This window comes from Streptomyces vastus (assembly GCF_039532825.1).
GTDB classification, from domain to species: Bacteria; Actinomycetota; Actinomycetes; order Streptomycetales; family Streptomycetaceae; genus Streptomyces; species Streptomyces vastus.
In genome coordinates this window covers 117574-133330 of sequence record NZ_BAAASJ010000099.1, presented here as the reverse complement: position 1 = coordinate 133330, position 15757 = coordinate 117574, and the positions used below count along the sequence as shown (strand labels likewise).

Genomic DNA, 15757 nt, shown 5'->3' with positions numbered 1-15757 from the left:
GAGGGGAGGGGGTCCGATGGCAGACGGTGCCGGATACGACGGGACGAGCGATCAGGATCTCCTCGCCCACCATGTCGAGGGTGACCCCGACGCCTTCGGTGAGCTTGTGCGGCGCCACCGCGACCGGCTCTGGGCAGTGGCCCTGCGGACTCTGGGGGACCGTGAGGAGGCCGCTGACGCGGTCCAGGACGCTCTCGTCTCCGCCTACCGCGCCGCCCACACCTTCCGCGGCCAGTCGGCCGTCACGACATGGCTGCACCGCATCACGGTGAACGCCTGCCTCGACCGCGCGCGCAAGGCGGCCTCCCGTAAGACGTCTCCCGTCGATGACACGGAACGCCTTGAGCAGCTACTGGAGCCGCACGAGTCCGCGTCCGCGCCGGCCGAGCGCAATGATCTGCACCGGGAACTCCTCGAAGCCCTCGGCACGCTGCCGCCCGATCAGCGGGCCGCCCTCGTCCTGGTGGACATGCAGGGCTACCCCGTGGCGGAGGCCGCCCGCGTGCTCGACGTGCCGACCGGCACGGTCAAAAGCCGTTGCGCACGTGGTAGAGCCAGGCTCCTCCCTCTGCTCAGACACCTGCGTACGGACGCCAGAAGTGGCGAGGACAGCAAGAAGTCGGGCGAGGGACGGAACCGCACGCAGGGGACATCCGTCCCACCCGCAGCGGGAGTACACGATGCAGGGCCAAGCGATTCAACTGCTGTGAAGGGCGGAGGTGGGCGAGCGTGACATCGACCGACACGGCCGAGCACCCGGAAGTCACAGAGATCTCCGACCTCACCGAAGGCCTGCTCCCGCCCTCCCGTACGGCAGACCTGCGTCGGCACCTTGACGACTGCGCGCTCTGTGCGGACGTGTACGCATCGCTGGAAGAGATCCGCGGCATGCTCGGCACGCTGCCGGGCCCCTCCCGCATGCCTGCCGACGTCGCGGAGCGCATCGATGCCGCTCTCGCCGCGGAGGCACTGCTGAATGCCACGGAGCAGGATGCCGATGCCGCGGCCGCCCAGGAGCCCGTGGGTGCCTCCCATCTCATGGCAGGCGAGAGCGACGGCGCGCGTGTTTCACGTGAAACATCGACCGCGGCCGACCGCCCCGCAGGACGCCCTCGCGCCGCCACCGGACCGGGTCGCACGAAGGCCACGCGCCGAGGCCGTCGCGGCGCTGCCGTCCTCGGTGCCGTGTTCACGGCTGCCGCTCTCGGGCTGGGCGGGCTGCTTCTTCAGTCCATGGGCGACGACACCCCGGGCACCACTCCAGAGCAGAATCAGGCCAACTCTGCGAACACCTTCACCGAGGGGAAGCTGGAGAGCCAGGTCGCGGATCTCCTCGCTGCGAGCGAAGACGAAGACAGCGGCAGCCGCAACGACAAGTCGCCCTGGGGGTCCGCGTCCGACCCAGACGAGCCGAGCACTCTGAAGGAACCCAAAGTCGCGGTGCCCCCGTGCATCCAGCAGGGCATCGGTCGCGACGAAGCCGCTCTCGCCTATAAGACAGGCACCTACAAAGGCACCAAGGCCTATCTCGTGGTGCTCCCTGACGCCTCCAGCGCCACCCGGGTCACGGCCTATGTCGTCGACTCCGCATGCGTAGCCAAGTCGCCGGACTCGGCAGGCAAGGTGCTGCTGCGGCAGTCCTACGAGCTACGCTGAGCGACCCCCACTCCGGTCCATGGCATCCGTGCTCGCCGTGCGGTCACGCGTTGACGTGTGCCCGGACACAGTCGGGAATGCACGCCCCGTAGGATCCGTTGGGTGGGGTGAGAAGTCTGAGACAGGCTCCCACCGGTTGTACGAAGCAGTCTTCAGAGACGAGGAATCAAGCCGTGAGCGACGTCCGTAACGTGATCATCATCGGCTCCGGGCCCGCCGGCTATACGGCGGCGCTCTACACCGCGCGCGCGTCGCTCAAGCCGCTGGTGTTCGAGGGCGCCGTCACCGCAGGTGGCGCGCTGATGACCACCACCGAGGTGGAGAACTTCCCCGGCTTCCAGGACGGCATCATGGGCCCCGAGCTCATGGACAACATGCGGGCCCAGGCCGAGCGATTCGGCGCCGAGCTCGTTCCGGACGACGTCGTCGCTGTCGACCTCAGCGGTGAGATCAAGACGGTCACGGACACCGCGGGCACGGTGCACCGGGCCAAGGCCGTGATCATCGCCACGGGTTCCCAGCACCGCAAGCTGGGTCTGCCCAACGAGGACGTGCTCTCCGGACGAGGCGTCTCCTGGTGCGCGACCTGTGACGGCTTCTTCTTCAAGGACCAGGATATCGCCGTGATCGGCGGCGGCGACACCGCGATGGAGGAGGCCACCTTCCTCTCCCGGTTCGCCAGGTCCGTGACGGTCGTCCACCGCCGTGACACTCTGCGCGCCTCGAAGGCGATGCAGGAGCGCGCGTTCGCCGACTCGAAGATCAAGTTCGTCTGGGACAGCGAGGTCGCCGAGATCCAAGGTGACCAGAAGCTCTCCGGCCTGAAGCTGCGCAACGTGAAGACGGGGGAGCTCTCCGAACTGCCGGTGACGGGCCTCTTCATCGCGATCGGCCACGACCCGCGTACGGAGCTGTTCAAGAGCCAGCTCGACTTGGACGACGAGGGCTACCTCAAGGTGGACGCGCCCTCGACCCGGACGAACATCCAGGGTGTCTTCGCCTCCGGTGACGTGGTGGACCACACCTACCGCCAGGCGATCACCGCGGCCGGCACCGGCTGCTCCGCCGCTCTCGACGCCGAGCGCTTCCTCGCCGCCCTCGCGGACGGCGAGGCCGTGGCCGAGCCCGAGAAAACCACCGTCTGACCACCAACCACCTCACCGCACCAACCAGTTAAGGAGCCCGCAGTGGCCGGCACCCTGAAGCATGTGACCGACGACTCCTTCGAGCAGGACGTCCTCAAGAGCGACAAGCCCGTCCTGGTGGACTTCTGGGCCGCCTGGTGCGGTCCGTGCCGTCAGATCGCGCCGTCCCTCGAGGCGATCGCCGCCGAGTACGGCGACAAGATCGAGGTCGTCAAGCTCAACATCGACGAGAACCCGGGTACGGCCGCCAAGTATGGGGTCATGTCCATCCCGACCCTGAACGTCTACCAGGACGGCGAAGTAGCCAAGACCATCGTCGGTGCCAAGCCGAAGGCTGCGATCGTCCGGGACCTCGAGGACTTCATCAGCGAGTAATCGTCGGCTATGCCCGTCGCACAGACGCGGCGTTGTTTCACGTGAAACACGAATGGGCCAACCCGGAGGGGGTGGCCCATTCGCATGAGCGTTTACAGCGGCCGCAGAGCCGGCTCCTTCTGCACCGCCCCCAACAGCCGGTCGAGCGCCAACTCCACGTCTTCCTTCCAGGAGAGCGTTGTCCGCAGCTCCAGCCGCAGCCTCGGGTACGTCGGATGGGGCCGGACCGTCTTGAAGCCCACCGCCGTCAGATGGTCAGCGGGCAGGACACAGGCCGGTTCCTTCCACCGGGCGTCTCCGAAGGCCTCGATCGCCTTGAAGCCCCGCCGCAGTAGATCCTTGGCGACCGTCTGGACCATCACACGTCCGAGCCCCTGTCCCTGATAGCCCGGCATGATGAAGGCCGTCATCAATTGGACCGCATCAGGAGAGACCGGACTCGTGGGAAACGCCGTGGATCGCGGCACATACGCGGGCGGCGCGTAGAGCACAAAGCCCACTGGCACCTCGTCCACGTAGACGACCCGGCCGCAGGATCCCCATTCCAGCAGGACAGCGGAGATCCACGCTTCCTTCTCCAGCTCGGGTGTGCCTGCCTTTACCGCGGCCTGACCGCTGACTGGGTCCAACTCCCAGAAGACACACGTGCGGCAGCGCTTGGGAAGATCCTGGAGGTTGTCCAGCGTGAGCGGTACGAGCCGACGCCCCATGAAGGCAGTTCCTCGCTTCCTTCGCCCGCGGCATCACGAGCAGCTGTCAGAGCGCTCCTTTCCCTGAGCAGGCTGCCGACGAACCCGCCGACCGCGCCAAGCCCCAGGCCCGCGCTCACCAGTCCGGTGCGGTTCATCGCCCGCATGGCCCCCGCCTCCCCACAGAAGGTGCTGCCAGGTGGATGCGCCATACCCGATCGCATCGTATCCACGATGCGATTCCATCGATACCGACAGAAAGCAAAGAGCGGGCCGTGTTCCGGTACACACCGGACACGGCCCGCTCTGATGATCGGCCGATCGGATCGTGCCCACCCTTGAGGCTCAGGCCTCAGACCCCTCAGAATCCCCGGAGTCGTCGTCCAAGAGGCTCTTCTGGAGGACCGGACCCTCGCCCGGGGCCAGCGCGCCGAGGATGCGTTCCAGATCATCTATTGAGGCGAACTCAACGGTGATCTTTCCCTTCTTCTGGCCGAGGTCGACCTTCACGCGGGTCTCGAAGCGGTCCGAGAGGCGCGTGGCGAGGTCGGTCAGCGCCGGAGAGACCCGCGTGCCGGCCCGCGGCCCCTTGGAGCGCGGAGCGGACTTGGGCCGCGACCCCATAAGGGTGACGATCTCCTCGACGGCCCGCACCGAGAGCCCCTCGGCCACGATGCGGTGAGCCAGACGGTCCTGCTCCTCCGAGTCGTCGACAGAGAGCAGGGCCCGCGCATGGCCTGCGGAGAGCACCCCGGCGGCGACACGGCGCTGGACCGAGGGCGAGAGCTTCAGCAGGCGCAAGGTGTTGGAGACCTGCGGACGGGACCGGCCGATCCGGTCCGCCAACTGGTCGTGCGTGCAGTTGAAGTCCTTCAGCAACTGGTCGTAGGCGGCTGCCTCTTCCAGTGGGTTCAGCTGAGCGCGATGCAGGTTCTCCAGAAGCGCGTCCAGGAGAAGCTTCTCGTCCTCCGTGGCGCGCACAATCGCCGGGATGGCCTCGAGCCCTGCCTCACGGCAAGCCCGCCAGCGCCGTTCGCCCATGATCAGCTCGTAGCGAGCCGGGCCCAATTGTCGTACGACGACGGGCTGGAGAAGCCCGACCTCCTTGATGGAGGTGACGAGTTCAGCGAGAGCGTCCTCGTCGAACACCTCACGTGGCTGGCGCGGGTTCGGCGAAATGGAGTCGAGGGGCAGTTCGGCGAAGTGCGCCCCGACGGGAGCCGCCGGCACCTCCACGACGCCGCTCGCCGATGGCTCCGCGGTTTCATGTGAAACATTGCCCGGCGGAAGCGTGGCGACCTTCGCCGCCGCCACTCCGCGCTCTGCAGTGAGTACGGGCACCGCGGCTGGCGAAGTCGACGCTCCTCCCGCCGCCGGAGGTGCCGCCTTCTCCCCTGCCGGGGCCGCCGGGATCAGTGCGCCGAGACCACGGCCCAACCCCCTCCGTCGCTCGCTCACTGGATCCCCTCCACCATGCTCTGATCGTTGTGTGCGCCCAAGTGGGCATGCTGCGCGTCATACGTCACGCCGACGCCCCGCAACGCGATTTCCCGTGCCGCCTCAAGATACGAGAGGGCGCCACTCGACCCCGGGTCGTAGGTCAGCACTGTCTGCCCATAGCTCGGCGCCTCGGAGATGCGGACCGAGCGCGGAATGCTCGTCCGCAGCACCTCCTCGCCGAAGTGGCTGCGCACCTCGTCCGCGACCTGGGAGGCCAGTCTCGTCCGGCCGTCGTACATGGTGAGCAGGATCGTCGAGACATGCAGCGTGGGGTTGAGATGCCCTCGCACCAGGTCGACGTTCCGCAACAGCTGGCCCAGACCCTCCAGCGCGTAATACTCGCACTGAATCGGGATCAGGACCTCCGCGCCAGCGACCAGTGCGTTGACCGTCAGCAGGCCCAGCGACGGCGGGCAGTCGATGAGGATGTAGTCCAGCGGCTGCTCGTACGCCTGGATCGCTCGTTGCAGCCGACTCTCCCGTGCCACCAAAGAGACCAGCTCGATCTCCGCACCGGCGAGATCGATCGTGGCAGGTGCACAGAAGAGACCCTCGACATCGGGGACCGGCTGGACGACCTCGGAGAGCGGCTTACTCTCGACCAAGACGTCGTAGACGGACGGAACTTCGGCGTGATGGTCGATACCCAGTGCAGTGGACGCGTTGCCCTGAGGGTCGAGGTCGATCACCAGGACTCGCCCCCCGTGCAGGGCGAGCGAAGCGGCGAGGTTGACCGTCGTCGTGGTCTTGCCCACCCCACCCTTCTGATTGGCGACAACCATCACACGGGTCTGCTCAGGCCGTGGCAGGCCCTCGCCGGCGCGGCCTAGAGCCTCCACCGCCAGTTGGGCAGCACGACCGATGGGAGTGTCGTCCATCGGGGGCGGTGTTTCACGTGAAACATCGTCCCCCATCGACTCGGTACGGGGACCGGGGACCGGATCGGTCATCGGTCCCGCGATGTTGGCGTCGGACCGCAAGGATTCACTCTCCTCGACTTCAGGCTCGCAATGAACAGAGCCTCCCATGCCTTCGGGGTCGTGAACCAGCGAGGCCCGTTCTTCTGTGGAGAAATCCACCTCTGTGGACAACTCCGTGCCCTCCCCGGGGGACGTGTTGTTACCCGAGGAGGGTTTTCCCCTGAGGGATCCGAGGGGATTGCGGTCGCGGGGTTCGGCCGCAGCGCGGCCGCGACTGATGATGCCATGCAGGAGTGAGCGACGTTTCACGTGAAACACGATGCACAGGGCCCGCGACGGCGCCCGCACGACACTCCGACATGCGCAGCTATGGCAGCTTGTGTGGAGTACGTCTCACCGTCAGGACGGTAGTTCAGCGACGACGACGCGCCCGTCCGATCCGTGCAGCCTTGGCACGCTTGGCCGCGAAGCGCACCCCTCCGGGGCTTTCCCCGACCTCGACCCGAACCACGGTGGAGAGCGGACTCACCACACCCTCGCCAACATGGAGCACGGAGGTCTCCACGGCACCGAGCTTACTCAGCGCGGCCCCGGCGCCCTTGACTTCTTCCTCCGCGGTGTCGCCCTTGAGCAGAAGCATCTCTCCGTAGGGACGCAGCAGCGGCACGCCCCATGCTGCCAGGCGGTCCAGGGGCGCGACAGCCCGTGCCGTCACGACATGGACCGGAGGCAGCTTGCCCAGGACCTCCTCGGCGCGGCCGCGGACCACAGTGACATGGTCGAGGCCGAGCAGCTCGACGACCTCGGTGAGGAAGGTCGTACGCCGCAGCAGCGGTTCAAGCAGCGTGATCTTCAGGTCCGGGCGGACGAGGGCCAGTGGGATGCCGGGCAGCCCGGCACCGGAACCGACGTCACACACGGTCACCCCCTCGGGCACGACTTCCGAGAGCACCGCACAGTTCAGCAGGTGCCTCTCCCACAGGCGAGGCACTTCGCGGGGACCAATGAGACCGCGCCGCACTCCTGCATCCGCCAGCAGTTCCGCGTAGCGGACCGCGTCTGCGAAGCGATCGCCGAATACCGCCCGGGCCTGCTCAGGCGCAGGGGGGAGCTCCGCTGCCTCCGTCACGGGGAACCGTCCTTCCGTACCGCACAAGCGCACTGGGCGCTGATCACCAGGGCCACAAGGAACCAACAGGCACTATCAGGCTGACAAAGTCCGGCCCCGCCTGCGCAACAGACGGGGCCGGAGGAACGTACGTACCGATTCAGGCGGGAAGCACGACGACGAAGCGCTGCGGCTCCTCGCCCTCGGACTCGCTGCGCAGGCCCGCAGCCTTGACCGCGTCGTGCACCACCTTGCGCTCGAAGGGCGTCATCGGCTTCAGCTTCACCGCCTCGCCGGAGCTCCTGACCTCGGCGGCGGCCTTGGCGCCCAGCTCAGACAGCTCCTCGCGCTTCCTGGCGCGGTAGCCCGCGATGTCAAGCATCAGCCGGCTACGGTCTCCGGTCTCCCGGTGAACGGCCAGCCGCGTGAGCTCCTGAAGAGCCTCGAGCACCTCGCCGTCACGGCCGACCAGCTTCTGCAGATCACGGCTGCCCGTGTCGCTGATGATCGAGACAGCGGCGCGATCGGCCTCGACATCCATATCGATGTCACCGTCGAGGTCGGCGATGTCCAGCAGACCCTCGAGGTAGTCCGCCGCGATCTCACCCTCCTGCTCAAGGCGGGTCAGGGTGTCGCCACCCTCGGTGGCGGCGGAGGTGGTGCCTTCCGTCACGGGATGGACTCCTTCTTACTTCTTGGAGGGGGACTTGGGCCGCTGCGGGCCCTTGCGTCCGGACTGGGCCTTGCTGCGTGCGCCACCCGAGGCAGACTTGCCACCCGAAGCGGCCTTGCCGCCGGAGGCGGACTTGCCGCCCGCCGGCTTGGCGTCCTGTGGCCCGTCGGACTTGCTCAGAGAGGTCTTCTCCTCGGAGTCACCCGTCGTCTTGGCGCCACTGGCGCCGCCCTGGGTGCCGCCCGACTGGCGCCGGGACTTGCTTTGCCGCTTGGGCTGCTGACGCTTGGGAGTGCTGGTCGCCGGGGCACCGTCCTCGGTCTCGGCGACGGTCGTGACCTCGCTCTTCACCACCGTGCCGTCGGCCTGAGCCGCGAGGCCCGCCTTGGTCAGACCGTTGATGAACTTGCGCTCGTACTCGTTGCGGTCACGGCCCTTGGCGACGATGGCCTTCACGATGGCGCGTTCACCGCGGCCGCGGGTCCCGCCGTGGTGCGTGACGCGCTTGTCAAGACGGTCCAGGTAGGCGGACTGAGCCTTGCTGCCCGGGGTCGGGTTGTTGTGGATCACGTACATCTGCTGGCCCATCGTCCACACGTTGGTGGTCAGCCAGTAGACGAGGACACCGACGGGGAAGTTGATGCCGAAGACGGCGAACATGATGGGGAAGACGTACATCAGCATCTTCTGCTGCTGCATGAACGGCGTCTTCACCGTGGTGTCGACGTTCTTCGTCATCAGCTGGCGCTGCGTGTAGAACTGCGACGCCGACATCAGGACGATCATGACCGCGGTGACGACACGGACGTCTGTCAGCGAAGCACCGAGCGCCTCGACCTTGCTCGAGCTGTCAGTGAACTTCGCTGCCAGCGGGGCACCGACGATGTGCGCCTTCTGTGCGCTCTCCAGCAGCCGCTCGTTGATCACACCGATGGTGTCGTTCGACGCGATGCTGTTGAGCACGTGGTACAGGGCAAAGAAGAACGGGGACTGCGCCAGGATGGGAAGGCATGAGGAGAGCGGGTTGGTGCCCGTCTCCTTGTACAGCTTCATCATCTCTTCGGACTGACGCTGCTTGTCGTTCTTGTAACGCTCCTGGATCTTCTTCATCTCGGGCTGGAGCGTCTGCATGGCCCGGGTCGCCTTGATCTGCTTCACAAAGAGCGGGATCAAGCAAATTCGGATCAGGATCACCAGGGACACGATGGAAAGGCCCCAGGCCCAGCCCGTGTCCGGGCCGAAGAGAGCGCCGTACACCGAGTGGAACTGGACGATGACCCAGGAAACGGGCGTCGTGATGAAGCTGAAAATACTGGCAATCGTGTCCACTAATCAGGCTCCTTGAGCATGCGACGGGGTCTCGGCGGCCGGGCTCGAGGGCTGGTCGGACATACCGTGCCCTCCAATGGCCGGTTCGGCGGCGGAGTTCCCGCCCTTGCGTGCGCGCCAGGTGTTACGCAGCATTTCGTGCCACCGCGGACGCTTGCGCGGCGGGACATGGTCCACACCGCCCAGCGACCACGGATTGCACCGCAGGATCCGCCAGGCAGTGAGTGCCGTTCCCTTGATCGCACCGTGGCGGTCGATGGCCTGGTACCCGTAGTGGGAGCACGACGGGTAGTACTTGCACACCGGCCCGAGCAGCGGGCTGATGGTCCACTGGTACAGCTTGATGAGAGCCAGCAGTGGGTACTTCATCGCGCGCCCCCTCCCAGTAGCCGCCGCAGAGCGGCATCCAGGTCTTGGGCCAGCTGTGCATGGTCGGCGTCACCCGCACCGGGCAGCGCTCGTACGACTACCAGGCTACCGGGGGGCAGCAGGGCCACTCGATCGCGCATCAGATGACGAAGTCTGCGCTTCACCTTGTTGCGTACGACAGCGCCGCCCACCGCCTTGCTGACAACGAAACCCGCACGCGACGGGGGAGCGCTCTCCCCAGGCGCGTGCGGGTCCATTGCACCACTACGCAGGTGGACGACGAGAAGCGGGCGTCCGGCCCGGCGTCCCCGGCGTACCGCGGTCGCAAAGTCTTCGCGCCGCCTCAGCCGATTCTCGGTAGGCAGCACGTCATGACCTGTGCTGCGAGATCAGGCGGACAGGCGGGCGCGACCCTTGCCACGGCGGGTCGCAAGAATCGCGCGGCCGGCACGGGTGCGCATACGCAGCCGGAAGCCGTGGGTCTTGGCGCGACGACGGTTGTTCGGCTGGAAGGTGCGCTTGCTCACTCGGGGGCTCCAGAAAGAATCGGTAGTTGCGGGGTGCCGTCATGGCTGTCACCGTGCGCCCACGAGTAGCTCGCTTACGCCCGAGTGCACCGCTTCCCGATCACTCGTACGTGATCTATGCCCATCGGAGGCAGGCGGCAGCAGCCATCGACAACTCGACCTGGCAACGGTACGCGCGGCTACGCCATCCGGTCAAACCAGCGGCGACCGGGAGACACTATCCACAGGCTGGGGACAACAACTTGAACCGCAGCGGTCGCCCTGACTACCGTGGCTGGACTTCGCCCCGCCCCAACTGCCTCGTTCCACCAGCCCACCCGAGTGACATACCGACCCGTCCCGCGAATCACACGTTCGAGGGACCCGTGAGAGAGCGTGCCCTGTGGCTGATGTACCTGCCGATCTTGCCGCAGTGTGGCCACGCGTACTGGAAGAACTCCTCGGTGAGGGACGAGGGCAGGGCGTCGAAGCGAAGGACGAGCACTGGATCAAGCGCTGCCAGCCGCTGGCCCTGGTCGCGGACACCGCACTGCTCGCCGTCCCGAACGAATTCGCGAAAGGTGTGCTCGAGGGGCGCCTGGCGCCGATCGTCAGTGACACGCTGAGCCGCGAGTGCGGCCGTCCGATCCGTATCGCGATCACCGTCGACGACTCCGCCGGCGAGCCCCCGCCGACGCCCCCCGCCCCGCGTCGGCCGCGCTACGAGGAGACCGAACTCCCGTCGCAAGGCGGCAGAGACGGATACGAGGGACGAGACGGGAGAGACGGATACGAGGAGCGCGACGAATACGAGGGGTACGGCCGCCACCGCGCGGACAACCGACCGCACGACCGCAACCACGACCACCCCCAAGCCCGCCCCGACCAGCTCCCGAGCGCCCGCCCCGACCAACTCCCCACCGCCCGCGCAGACCAGCTCCCCACCGCCCGCCCTGCGTATCCCGACTACCAGCCGCGCCCAGAGCAGGGCAGCTGGCCGCGACCCTCGCAGGGCGACGACTACGGCTGGCAGCAGCAGCGACTCGGATTCCCGGAGCGTGACCCGTACGCGACACCTCCGCATGACTACCGGCCGCAGTCCCCGGAGCGCCAGCGCTACGAGCAGCAGCGGTCCGACTACGATCAGCCCCGCTCCGACTACGACCAGCGGCCGAACCGTCGCGAGCTGCCCGAACAGCCGTCGCCGTCCGGCAGCGGTCACGTCCACCGCGGCGGGCCCGTCGGCTCGACCCTGCCCGCCCCCAGCGGCGCACCAGGCCCGCTGGCCGCGCAGCCGGCCCCCGCCACAGGTCCGGGCGAGCCCACCGCACGCCTCAACCCGAAGTACCTCTTCGACACGTTCGTCATCGGAGCCTCGAACCGCTTCGCGCACGCCGCCGCGGTCGCCGTCGCCGAGGCACCTGCCAAGGCGTACAACCCCCTCTTCATCTACGGGGAGTCCGGACTCGGCAAGACGCACTTGCTGCACGCGATCGGCCACTACGCCCGCAGCCTCTATCCGGGCACGCGCGTGCGGTACGTGAGCTCCGAGGAGTTCACCAACGAGTTCATCAACTCCATCCGCGACGGCAAGGGCGACAGCTTCCGCAAGCGCTACCGCGAGATGGACATCCTTCTTGTCGACGACATCCAGTTCCTCGCGGACAAGGAGTCGACGCAGGAGGAGTTCTTCCACACCTTCAACACGCTCCACAACGCCAACAAGCAGATCGTGCTCTCCTCGGACCGGCCGCCCAAGCAGCTGGTCACCCTGGAGGACCGGCTGCGGAACCGTTTCGAGTGGGGACTGATCACCGACGTCCAGCCGCCCGAGCTGGAGACACGCATCGCCATCCTTCGTAAGAAGGCGGTGCAGGAGCAGCTCAACGCCCCCCCGGAGGTCCTGGAGTTCATCGCCTCGCGGATCTCACGGAACATCCGCGAGCTGGAGGGCGCGCTGATCCGCGTCACGGCGTTCGCCTCGCTCAACCGGCAGCCGGTGGACCTCGGCCTCACGGAGATCGTCCTCAAGGACCTGATCCCGGGCGGCGAGAACGCGGCCCCGGAGATCACGGCGACGGCCATCATGGCCGCGACCGCCGACTACTTCGGGCACACCGTGGAGGACCTGTGCGGAGCCTCGCGCAGCCGGGTGCTGGTGACGGCCCGCCAGATCGCCATGTACCTGTGCCGGGAACTCACCGACCTGTCGCTCCCGAAGATCGGCGCGCAGTTCGGCAACCGCGACCACACGACCGTCATGCACGCCGACCGCAAGATCCGCGCCCTGATGGCCGAGCGGCGCTCCATCTACAACCAGGTAACCAAGCTCACGAACCGCATCAAGAACGGCTGACAGCTCCTTCCATACGTCGCTGAGGGCGCCCCGGGACACTTCCCGAGGGCGCCTTTCGCTGATCTCGTACGGCTTCTGCCCGGTTCTGGCACGCCCTCTGCGGTCGTGCTCCGCCGCTCGGGACCGTGTTCCGCATCGAACTGCGGTCACCCGAGGAGCACCCGCTGTTCGAATACGCGCCGCGTTACGGCCATGCTCCACAGATTCCGGGACTTTCTCGCGTCCACACCCTGGGGACCTGGGAGTTGTCCAGACTGTGTCCACAGGGTGCGCTGCCGAATGAGGATCAACCCAGGTCAGCCGACTGTGGATTCGTGGACAGACGATCTCCACAGTCTGTGGACGGCGAGAAGATCCACAGGCTGTGCGGAAAGTTGTCCACTGGTGGCCCACAGGCTGAGGCCAGTTGTCCCCAGCGATCTCCGACTTCTCCACATCGCTGTCCACTGTTCGGCAACGTGACGTGCACTTTCACCGCCCGGAGTGAAAGGCGTCACACCAAGGTGTCCGGTTGGGCTGTGGGGAACCTGGGCAAACCTGGGGACGCCGCTGGGGAGAACTACCCCGCTCCTGTGCATCGGATGTGCAGAACTTTTCCCCATCCACAGAACACCCGAGTTGTCCACCGCCTCCACCCACAGGACCAGTGGACAAAAAACCGGCGCTGACCTGCGCATACGAGGTTATCCACGGTATCCACAGCCCCTACTACTACTCCCAACTAGAGAGAGCTGGGAATTCGTTTCGAAGACGGGGCTGTGCACAACTCGCGCTCGACGCCTCAGGTGCCGCTCGGAACGACTTGACCCCGAGGGGCACCGACTGTCAGTGCTGTGCGTCAGACTGGTTCCCGGTGTCCTTCCCCTGAGCGGACCGAGCGACACCGAGTCAGACGACGAACGCGAAGCAGGGCGAGAGCGCCGGCAACAGACGGAGGCGGCAACGGTGAAGATCCGGGTGGAACGCGACGTACTCGCGGAGGCAGTGGCCTGGGCGGCACGCAGCCTCCCGGCACGACCGCCGGCGCCTGTGCTCGCCGGCCTTCTGCTGAAGGCCGAGGAGGGCGCGTTGAGCCTGTCCAGCTTCGACTACGAGGTCTCGGCACGCGTCTCCGTGGACGCCGAGGTCGACGAGGAAGGCACGGTGCTGGTCTCCGGCCGCCTGCTCGCCGACATCTGCCGGGCCCTGCCCAACCGGCCGGTGGAGATTTCCACAGACGGTGTACGGGCGACGGTGGTCTGCGGCTCCTCGCGCTTCACACTGCACACACTGCCTGTGGAGGAGTACCCGGCGCTGCCGCAGATGCCGTCGGCGACGGGCACCGTCCCCGGTGAGGTCTTCGCCTCCGCCGCCGCCCAGGTGGCCATCGCCGCCGGTCGCGACGACACGCTGCCCGTCCTCACCGGTGTGCGTATCGAGATCGAGGGCGACACGGTCACGCTGGCGTCCACCGACCGCTACCGCTTTGCGGTCCGCGAGTTCCTGTGGAAGCCGGAGAACCCTGAGGCGTCCGCGGTGGCCCTGGTGCCCGCCAAGACGCTCCTGGACACGGCCAAGGCGCTCACGAGCGGCGACAGCGTGATTCTCGCGCTGTCCGGCTCGGGCGCGGGCGAGGGCCTGATCGGCTTCGAGGGCGCGGGGCGGCGTACGACCACGCGCCTGCTGGAGGGCGACCTCCCGAAGTACCGCTCGCTGTTCCCGACGGAGTTCAACTCCGTGGCCGTCATCGAGACCGCCCCGTTCGTGGAGGCCGTCAAGCGTGTGGCCCTGGTCGCCGAGCGCAACACCCCGGTGCGGCTCAGCTTCGAGCAGGGTGTGTTGATCCTGGAGGCGGGCTCCAGTGACGACGCACAGGCTGTGGAAAGGGTCGATGCCCAGCTGGAGGGTGACGACGTCTCGATCGCCTTCAATCCGACGTTCCTGCTCGACGGACTCAGCGCCATCGACTCCCCGGTGGCCCAGCTCTCCTTCACGACGTCCACCAAGCCGGCGCTCCTCAGCGGCAAGCCGGCCGTGGACGCGGAGGCGGACGAGGCGTACAAGTACCTGATCATGCCGGTGCGGCTGAGCGGCTGACGAGAGTCCGCAGGTGAGGGCGTACGTCTGAGCGGCTATGCCCACAGATGTGCGGGAGCGTCCGGGTTTAGGCTCGGACGCAGGTACGAAAGTGCCCCTCACGTCACGTCGTCAGTGAAGGAACACCCTGATGGAGCTCGGTCTCGTCGGTCTCGGCAAGATGGGCGGCAATATGCGCGAGCGCATACGCCGCGCAGGCCTCACCGTCTTCGGATACGACCGCAATCCGGACCTCGCCGATGTCCACAGCCTCGAGGAGCTTGTGGGCAAGCTCGACGGTCCGCGCGTGGTGTGGGTGATGGTCCCGGCCGGGGCGGCGACCCAGTCCACCATCGACGAGCTCGCTGATCTCCTGGAGCCCGGCGACGTCGTCGTGGACGGCGGCAATTCGCGCTGGACCGACGACGAGAGGCACGCCGAGGAGCTGGCGGCCAAGGGCATCGGCTTCGTCGACTGCGGTGTCTCGGGCGGCGTCTGGGGCCTGGAGAACGGCTATGCGCTGATGTACGGCGGCGACGCCGAGAACATAGCCAAGGTGCGGCCGGTCTTCGACGCACTCAAGCCGGAAGGTGACGCGGGCGCCGTGCACGCGGGCAAGGTCGGCGCCGGGCACTTCGCGAAGATGGTCCACAACGGCATCGAGTACGCGATGATGCAGGCCTACGCCGAGGGCTGGGAGCTCCTGGAGGCCGTCGACTCCGTCACCGACGTACGCGAGGTCTTCCGCTCCTGGCAGGAGGGCACCGTCATCCGCTCCTGGCTGCTCGACCTGGCGGTCAACGCTCTCGACGAGGATGAGCACCTGAAGCAGCTCAAGGGTTATGCACAGGATTCCGGAGAAGGCCGCTGGACTGTGGAAGCCGCGATCGACAACGCGGTTCCGCTGCCGGCGATCACCGCGTCGCTCTTCGCGCGCTTCGCCTCCCGGCAGGACGATTCGCCGCAGATGAAGATGATCGCGGCGCTGCGGAACCAGTTTGGCGGCCACGCGGTCGAGAAGAAGTAGTCCACATCCTGGGTTCTCCATACCTGGGATGGCCCGGTTGTCCACAAGC

The 15757-nt window shown here is 67.1% G+C and carries 16 protein-coding genes; 7 read left to right on the top strand and 9 right to left on the bottom strand.

What is annotated here, in order from left to right; translation table 11 throughout:
• Positions 1–16: 16 nt before the first annotated feature.
• The 4 genes from sigM to trxA all read left to right on the top strand — a co-directional run bounded on the left by sigM (position 17) and on the right by trxA (position 3176).
• Positions 17–733 (top strand): RNA polymerase sigma factor SigM, encoded by a 717-nt coding sequence (gene sigM / locus ABD357_RS32185; RefSeq protein WP_344394549.1) that lies wholly within the window; start codon positions 17–19, stop codon positions 731–733.
• Positions 730–1656, top strand: a complete 927-nt coding sequence (locus tag ABD357_RS32180) for an anti-sigma factor family protein (RefSeq protein WP_344394548.1) — start codon at positions 730–732, stop codon at positions 1654–1656. Before sigM ends, ABD357_RS32180 begins: the two co-directional genes overlap by 4 nt.
• Positions 1657–1829: 173 nt before the next feature.
• A complete protein-coding gene (gene trxB / locus ABD357_RS32175) occupies positions 1830–2801 on the top strand; it encodes a thioredoxin-disulfide reductase (RefSeq protein ID WP_344394547.1) in 972 nt (323 codons plus the stop codon).
• Between the two features lie 42 nt (positions 2802–2843).
• Positions 2844–3176 (top strand): thioredoxin, encoded by a 333-nt coding sequence (gene trxA, locus ABD357_RS32170; RefSeq protein WP_344394546.1) that lies wholly within the window; start codon positions 2844–2846, stop codon positions 3174–3176.
• A gap of 92 nt (positions 3177–3268) precedes the next feature.
• Here the strand turns inward: trxA and ABD357_RS32165 are convergent, their stop codons facing one another.
• The 9 genes from ABD357_RS32165 to rpmH form a co-directional block, all read right to left on the bottom strand.
• The gene (locus ABD357_RS32165) at positions 3269–3886 is read right to left on the bottom strand and encodes a GNAT family N-acetyltransferase (protein ID WP_165341952.1); all 618 of its coding nucleotides are present in this window, start codon (positions 3884–3886) and stop codon (positions 3269–3271) included.
• Positions 3887–4210: 324 nt separating this feature from the next.
• Positions 4211–5323 carry a ParB/RepB/Spo0J family partition protein gene (locus ABD357_RS32160; RefSeq protein ID WP_344394545.1) on the bottom strand — a complete coding sequence of 371 codons (1113 nt, stop codon included), beginning with the start codon at positions 5321–5323 and terminating at the stop codon, positions 4211–4213.
• Entirely contained in the window at positions 5320–6393 is a 1074-nt protein-coding gene (locus ABD357_RS32155; protein ID WP_344394699.1) for a ParA family protein, read from the bottom strand. The genes ABD357_RS32160 and ABD357_RS32155 overlap by 4 nt, the downstream gene beginning before the upstream one ends.
• Positions 6394–6697: 304 nt before the next feature.
• The gene (gene rsmG / locus ABD357_RS32150; protein WP_344394544.1) at positions 6698–7414 is read right to left on the bottom strand and encodes a 16S rRNA (guanine(527)-N(7))-methyltransferase RsmG; all 717 of its coding nucleotides are present in this window, start codon (positions 7412–7414) and stop codon (positions 6698–6700) included.
• A 139-nt stretch (positions 7415–7553) separates the two neighbouring features.
• Positions 7554–8066, bottom strand: coding sequence for a Jag family protein (locus ABD357_RS32145; protein ID WP_344394543.1), 513 nt, complete (start codon positions 8064–8066; stop codon positions 7554–7556).
• Positions 8067–8081: 15 nt separating this feature from the next.
• On the bottom strand, positions 8082–9395 hold the full coding sequence (yidC, locus tag ABD357_RS32140; RefSeq protein WP_344394542.1) for a membrane protein insertase YidC: 1314 nt from the start codon (positions 9393–9395) through the stop codon (positions 8082–8084).
• A 3-nt stretch (positions 9396–9398) separates the two neighbouring features.
• Positions 9399–9764, bottom strand: coding sequence for a membrane protein insertion efficiency factor YidD (yidD, locus tag ABD357_RS32135; protein ID WP_033321307.1), 366 nt, complete (start codon positions 9762–9764; stop codon positions 9399–9401).
• Complete coding sequence (gene rnpA / locus ABD357_RS32130) at positions 9761–10132, bottom strand: ribonuclease P protein component (RefSeq protein WP_078491857.1); 372 nt, start codon at positions 10130–10132, stop codon at positions 9761–9763. Before rnpA ends, yidD begins: the two co-directional genes overlap by 4 nt.
• Before the next feature lie 21 nt (positions 10133–10153).
• Positions 10154–10291, bottom strand: coding sequence for a 50S ribosomal protein L34 (rpmH, locus tag ABD357_RS32125; RefSeq protein WP_030354375.1), 138 nt, complete (start codon positions 10289–10291; stop codon positions 10154–10156).
• A 382-nt stretch (positions 10292–10673) separates the two neighbouring features.
• Between rpmH and dnaA the strand changes: the two genes are divergently transcribed.
• The 3 genes from dnaA to gnd all read left to right on the top strand — a co-directional run bounded on the left by dnaA (position 10674) and on the right by gnd (position 15708).
• A complete protein-coding gene (gene dnaA / locus ABD357_RS32120; RefSeq protein WP_344394541.1) occupies positions 10674–12626 on the top strand; it encodes a chromosomal replication initiator protein DnaA in 1953 nt (650 codons plus the stop codon).
• Between the two features lie 945 nt (positions 12627–13571).
• Positions 13572–14702 carry a DNA polymerase III subunit beta gene (gene dnaN, locus ABD357_RS32115; protein WP_138050060.1) on the top strand — a complete coding sequence of 377 codons (1131 nt, stop codon included), beginning with the start codon at positions 13572–13574 and terminating at the stop codon, positions 14700–14702.
• A gap of 130 nt (positions 14703–14832) precedes the next feature.
• Positions 14833–15708 (top strand): phosphogluconate dehydrogenase (NAD(+)-dependent, decarboxylating), encoded by an 876-nt coding sequence (gene gnd, locus ABD357_RS32110; RefSeq protein WP_344394540.1) that lies wholly within the window; start codon positions 14833–14835, stop codon positions 15706–15708.
• The last annotated feature ends 49 nt before the right edge of the window (positions 15709–15757 follow it).

Coding starts and splice junctions, on each gene's coding strand:
- sigM (WP_344394549.1), top strand. CDS start 17: ATGGCAGACGGTGCCGGATACGACGGGACGAGCGATCAGGATCTCCTC.
- ABD357_RS32165 (WP_165341952.1), bottom strand. CDS start 3,886: ATGGGGCGTCGGCTCGTACCGCTCACGCTGGACAACCTCCAGGATCTT.
- ABD357_RS32155 (WP_344394699.1), bottom strand. CDS start 6,393: ATGGGAGGCTCTGTTCATTGCGAGCCTGAAGTCGAGGAGAGTGAATCC.
- yidD (WP_033321307.1), bottom strand. CDS start 9,764: ATGAAGTACCCACTGCTGGCTCTCATCAAGCTGTACCAGTGGACCATC.
- gnd (WP_344394540.1), top strand. CDS start 14,833: ATGGAGCTCGGTCTCGTCGGTCTCGGCAAGATGGGCGGCAATATGCGC.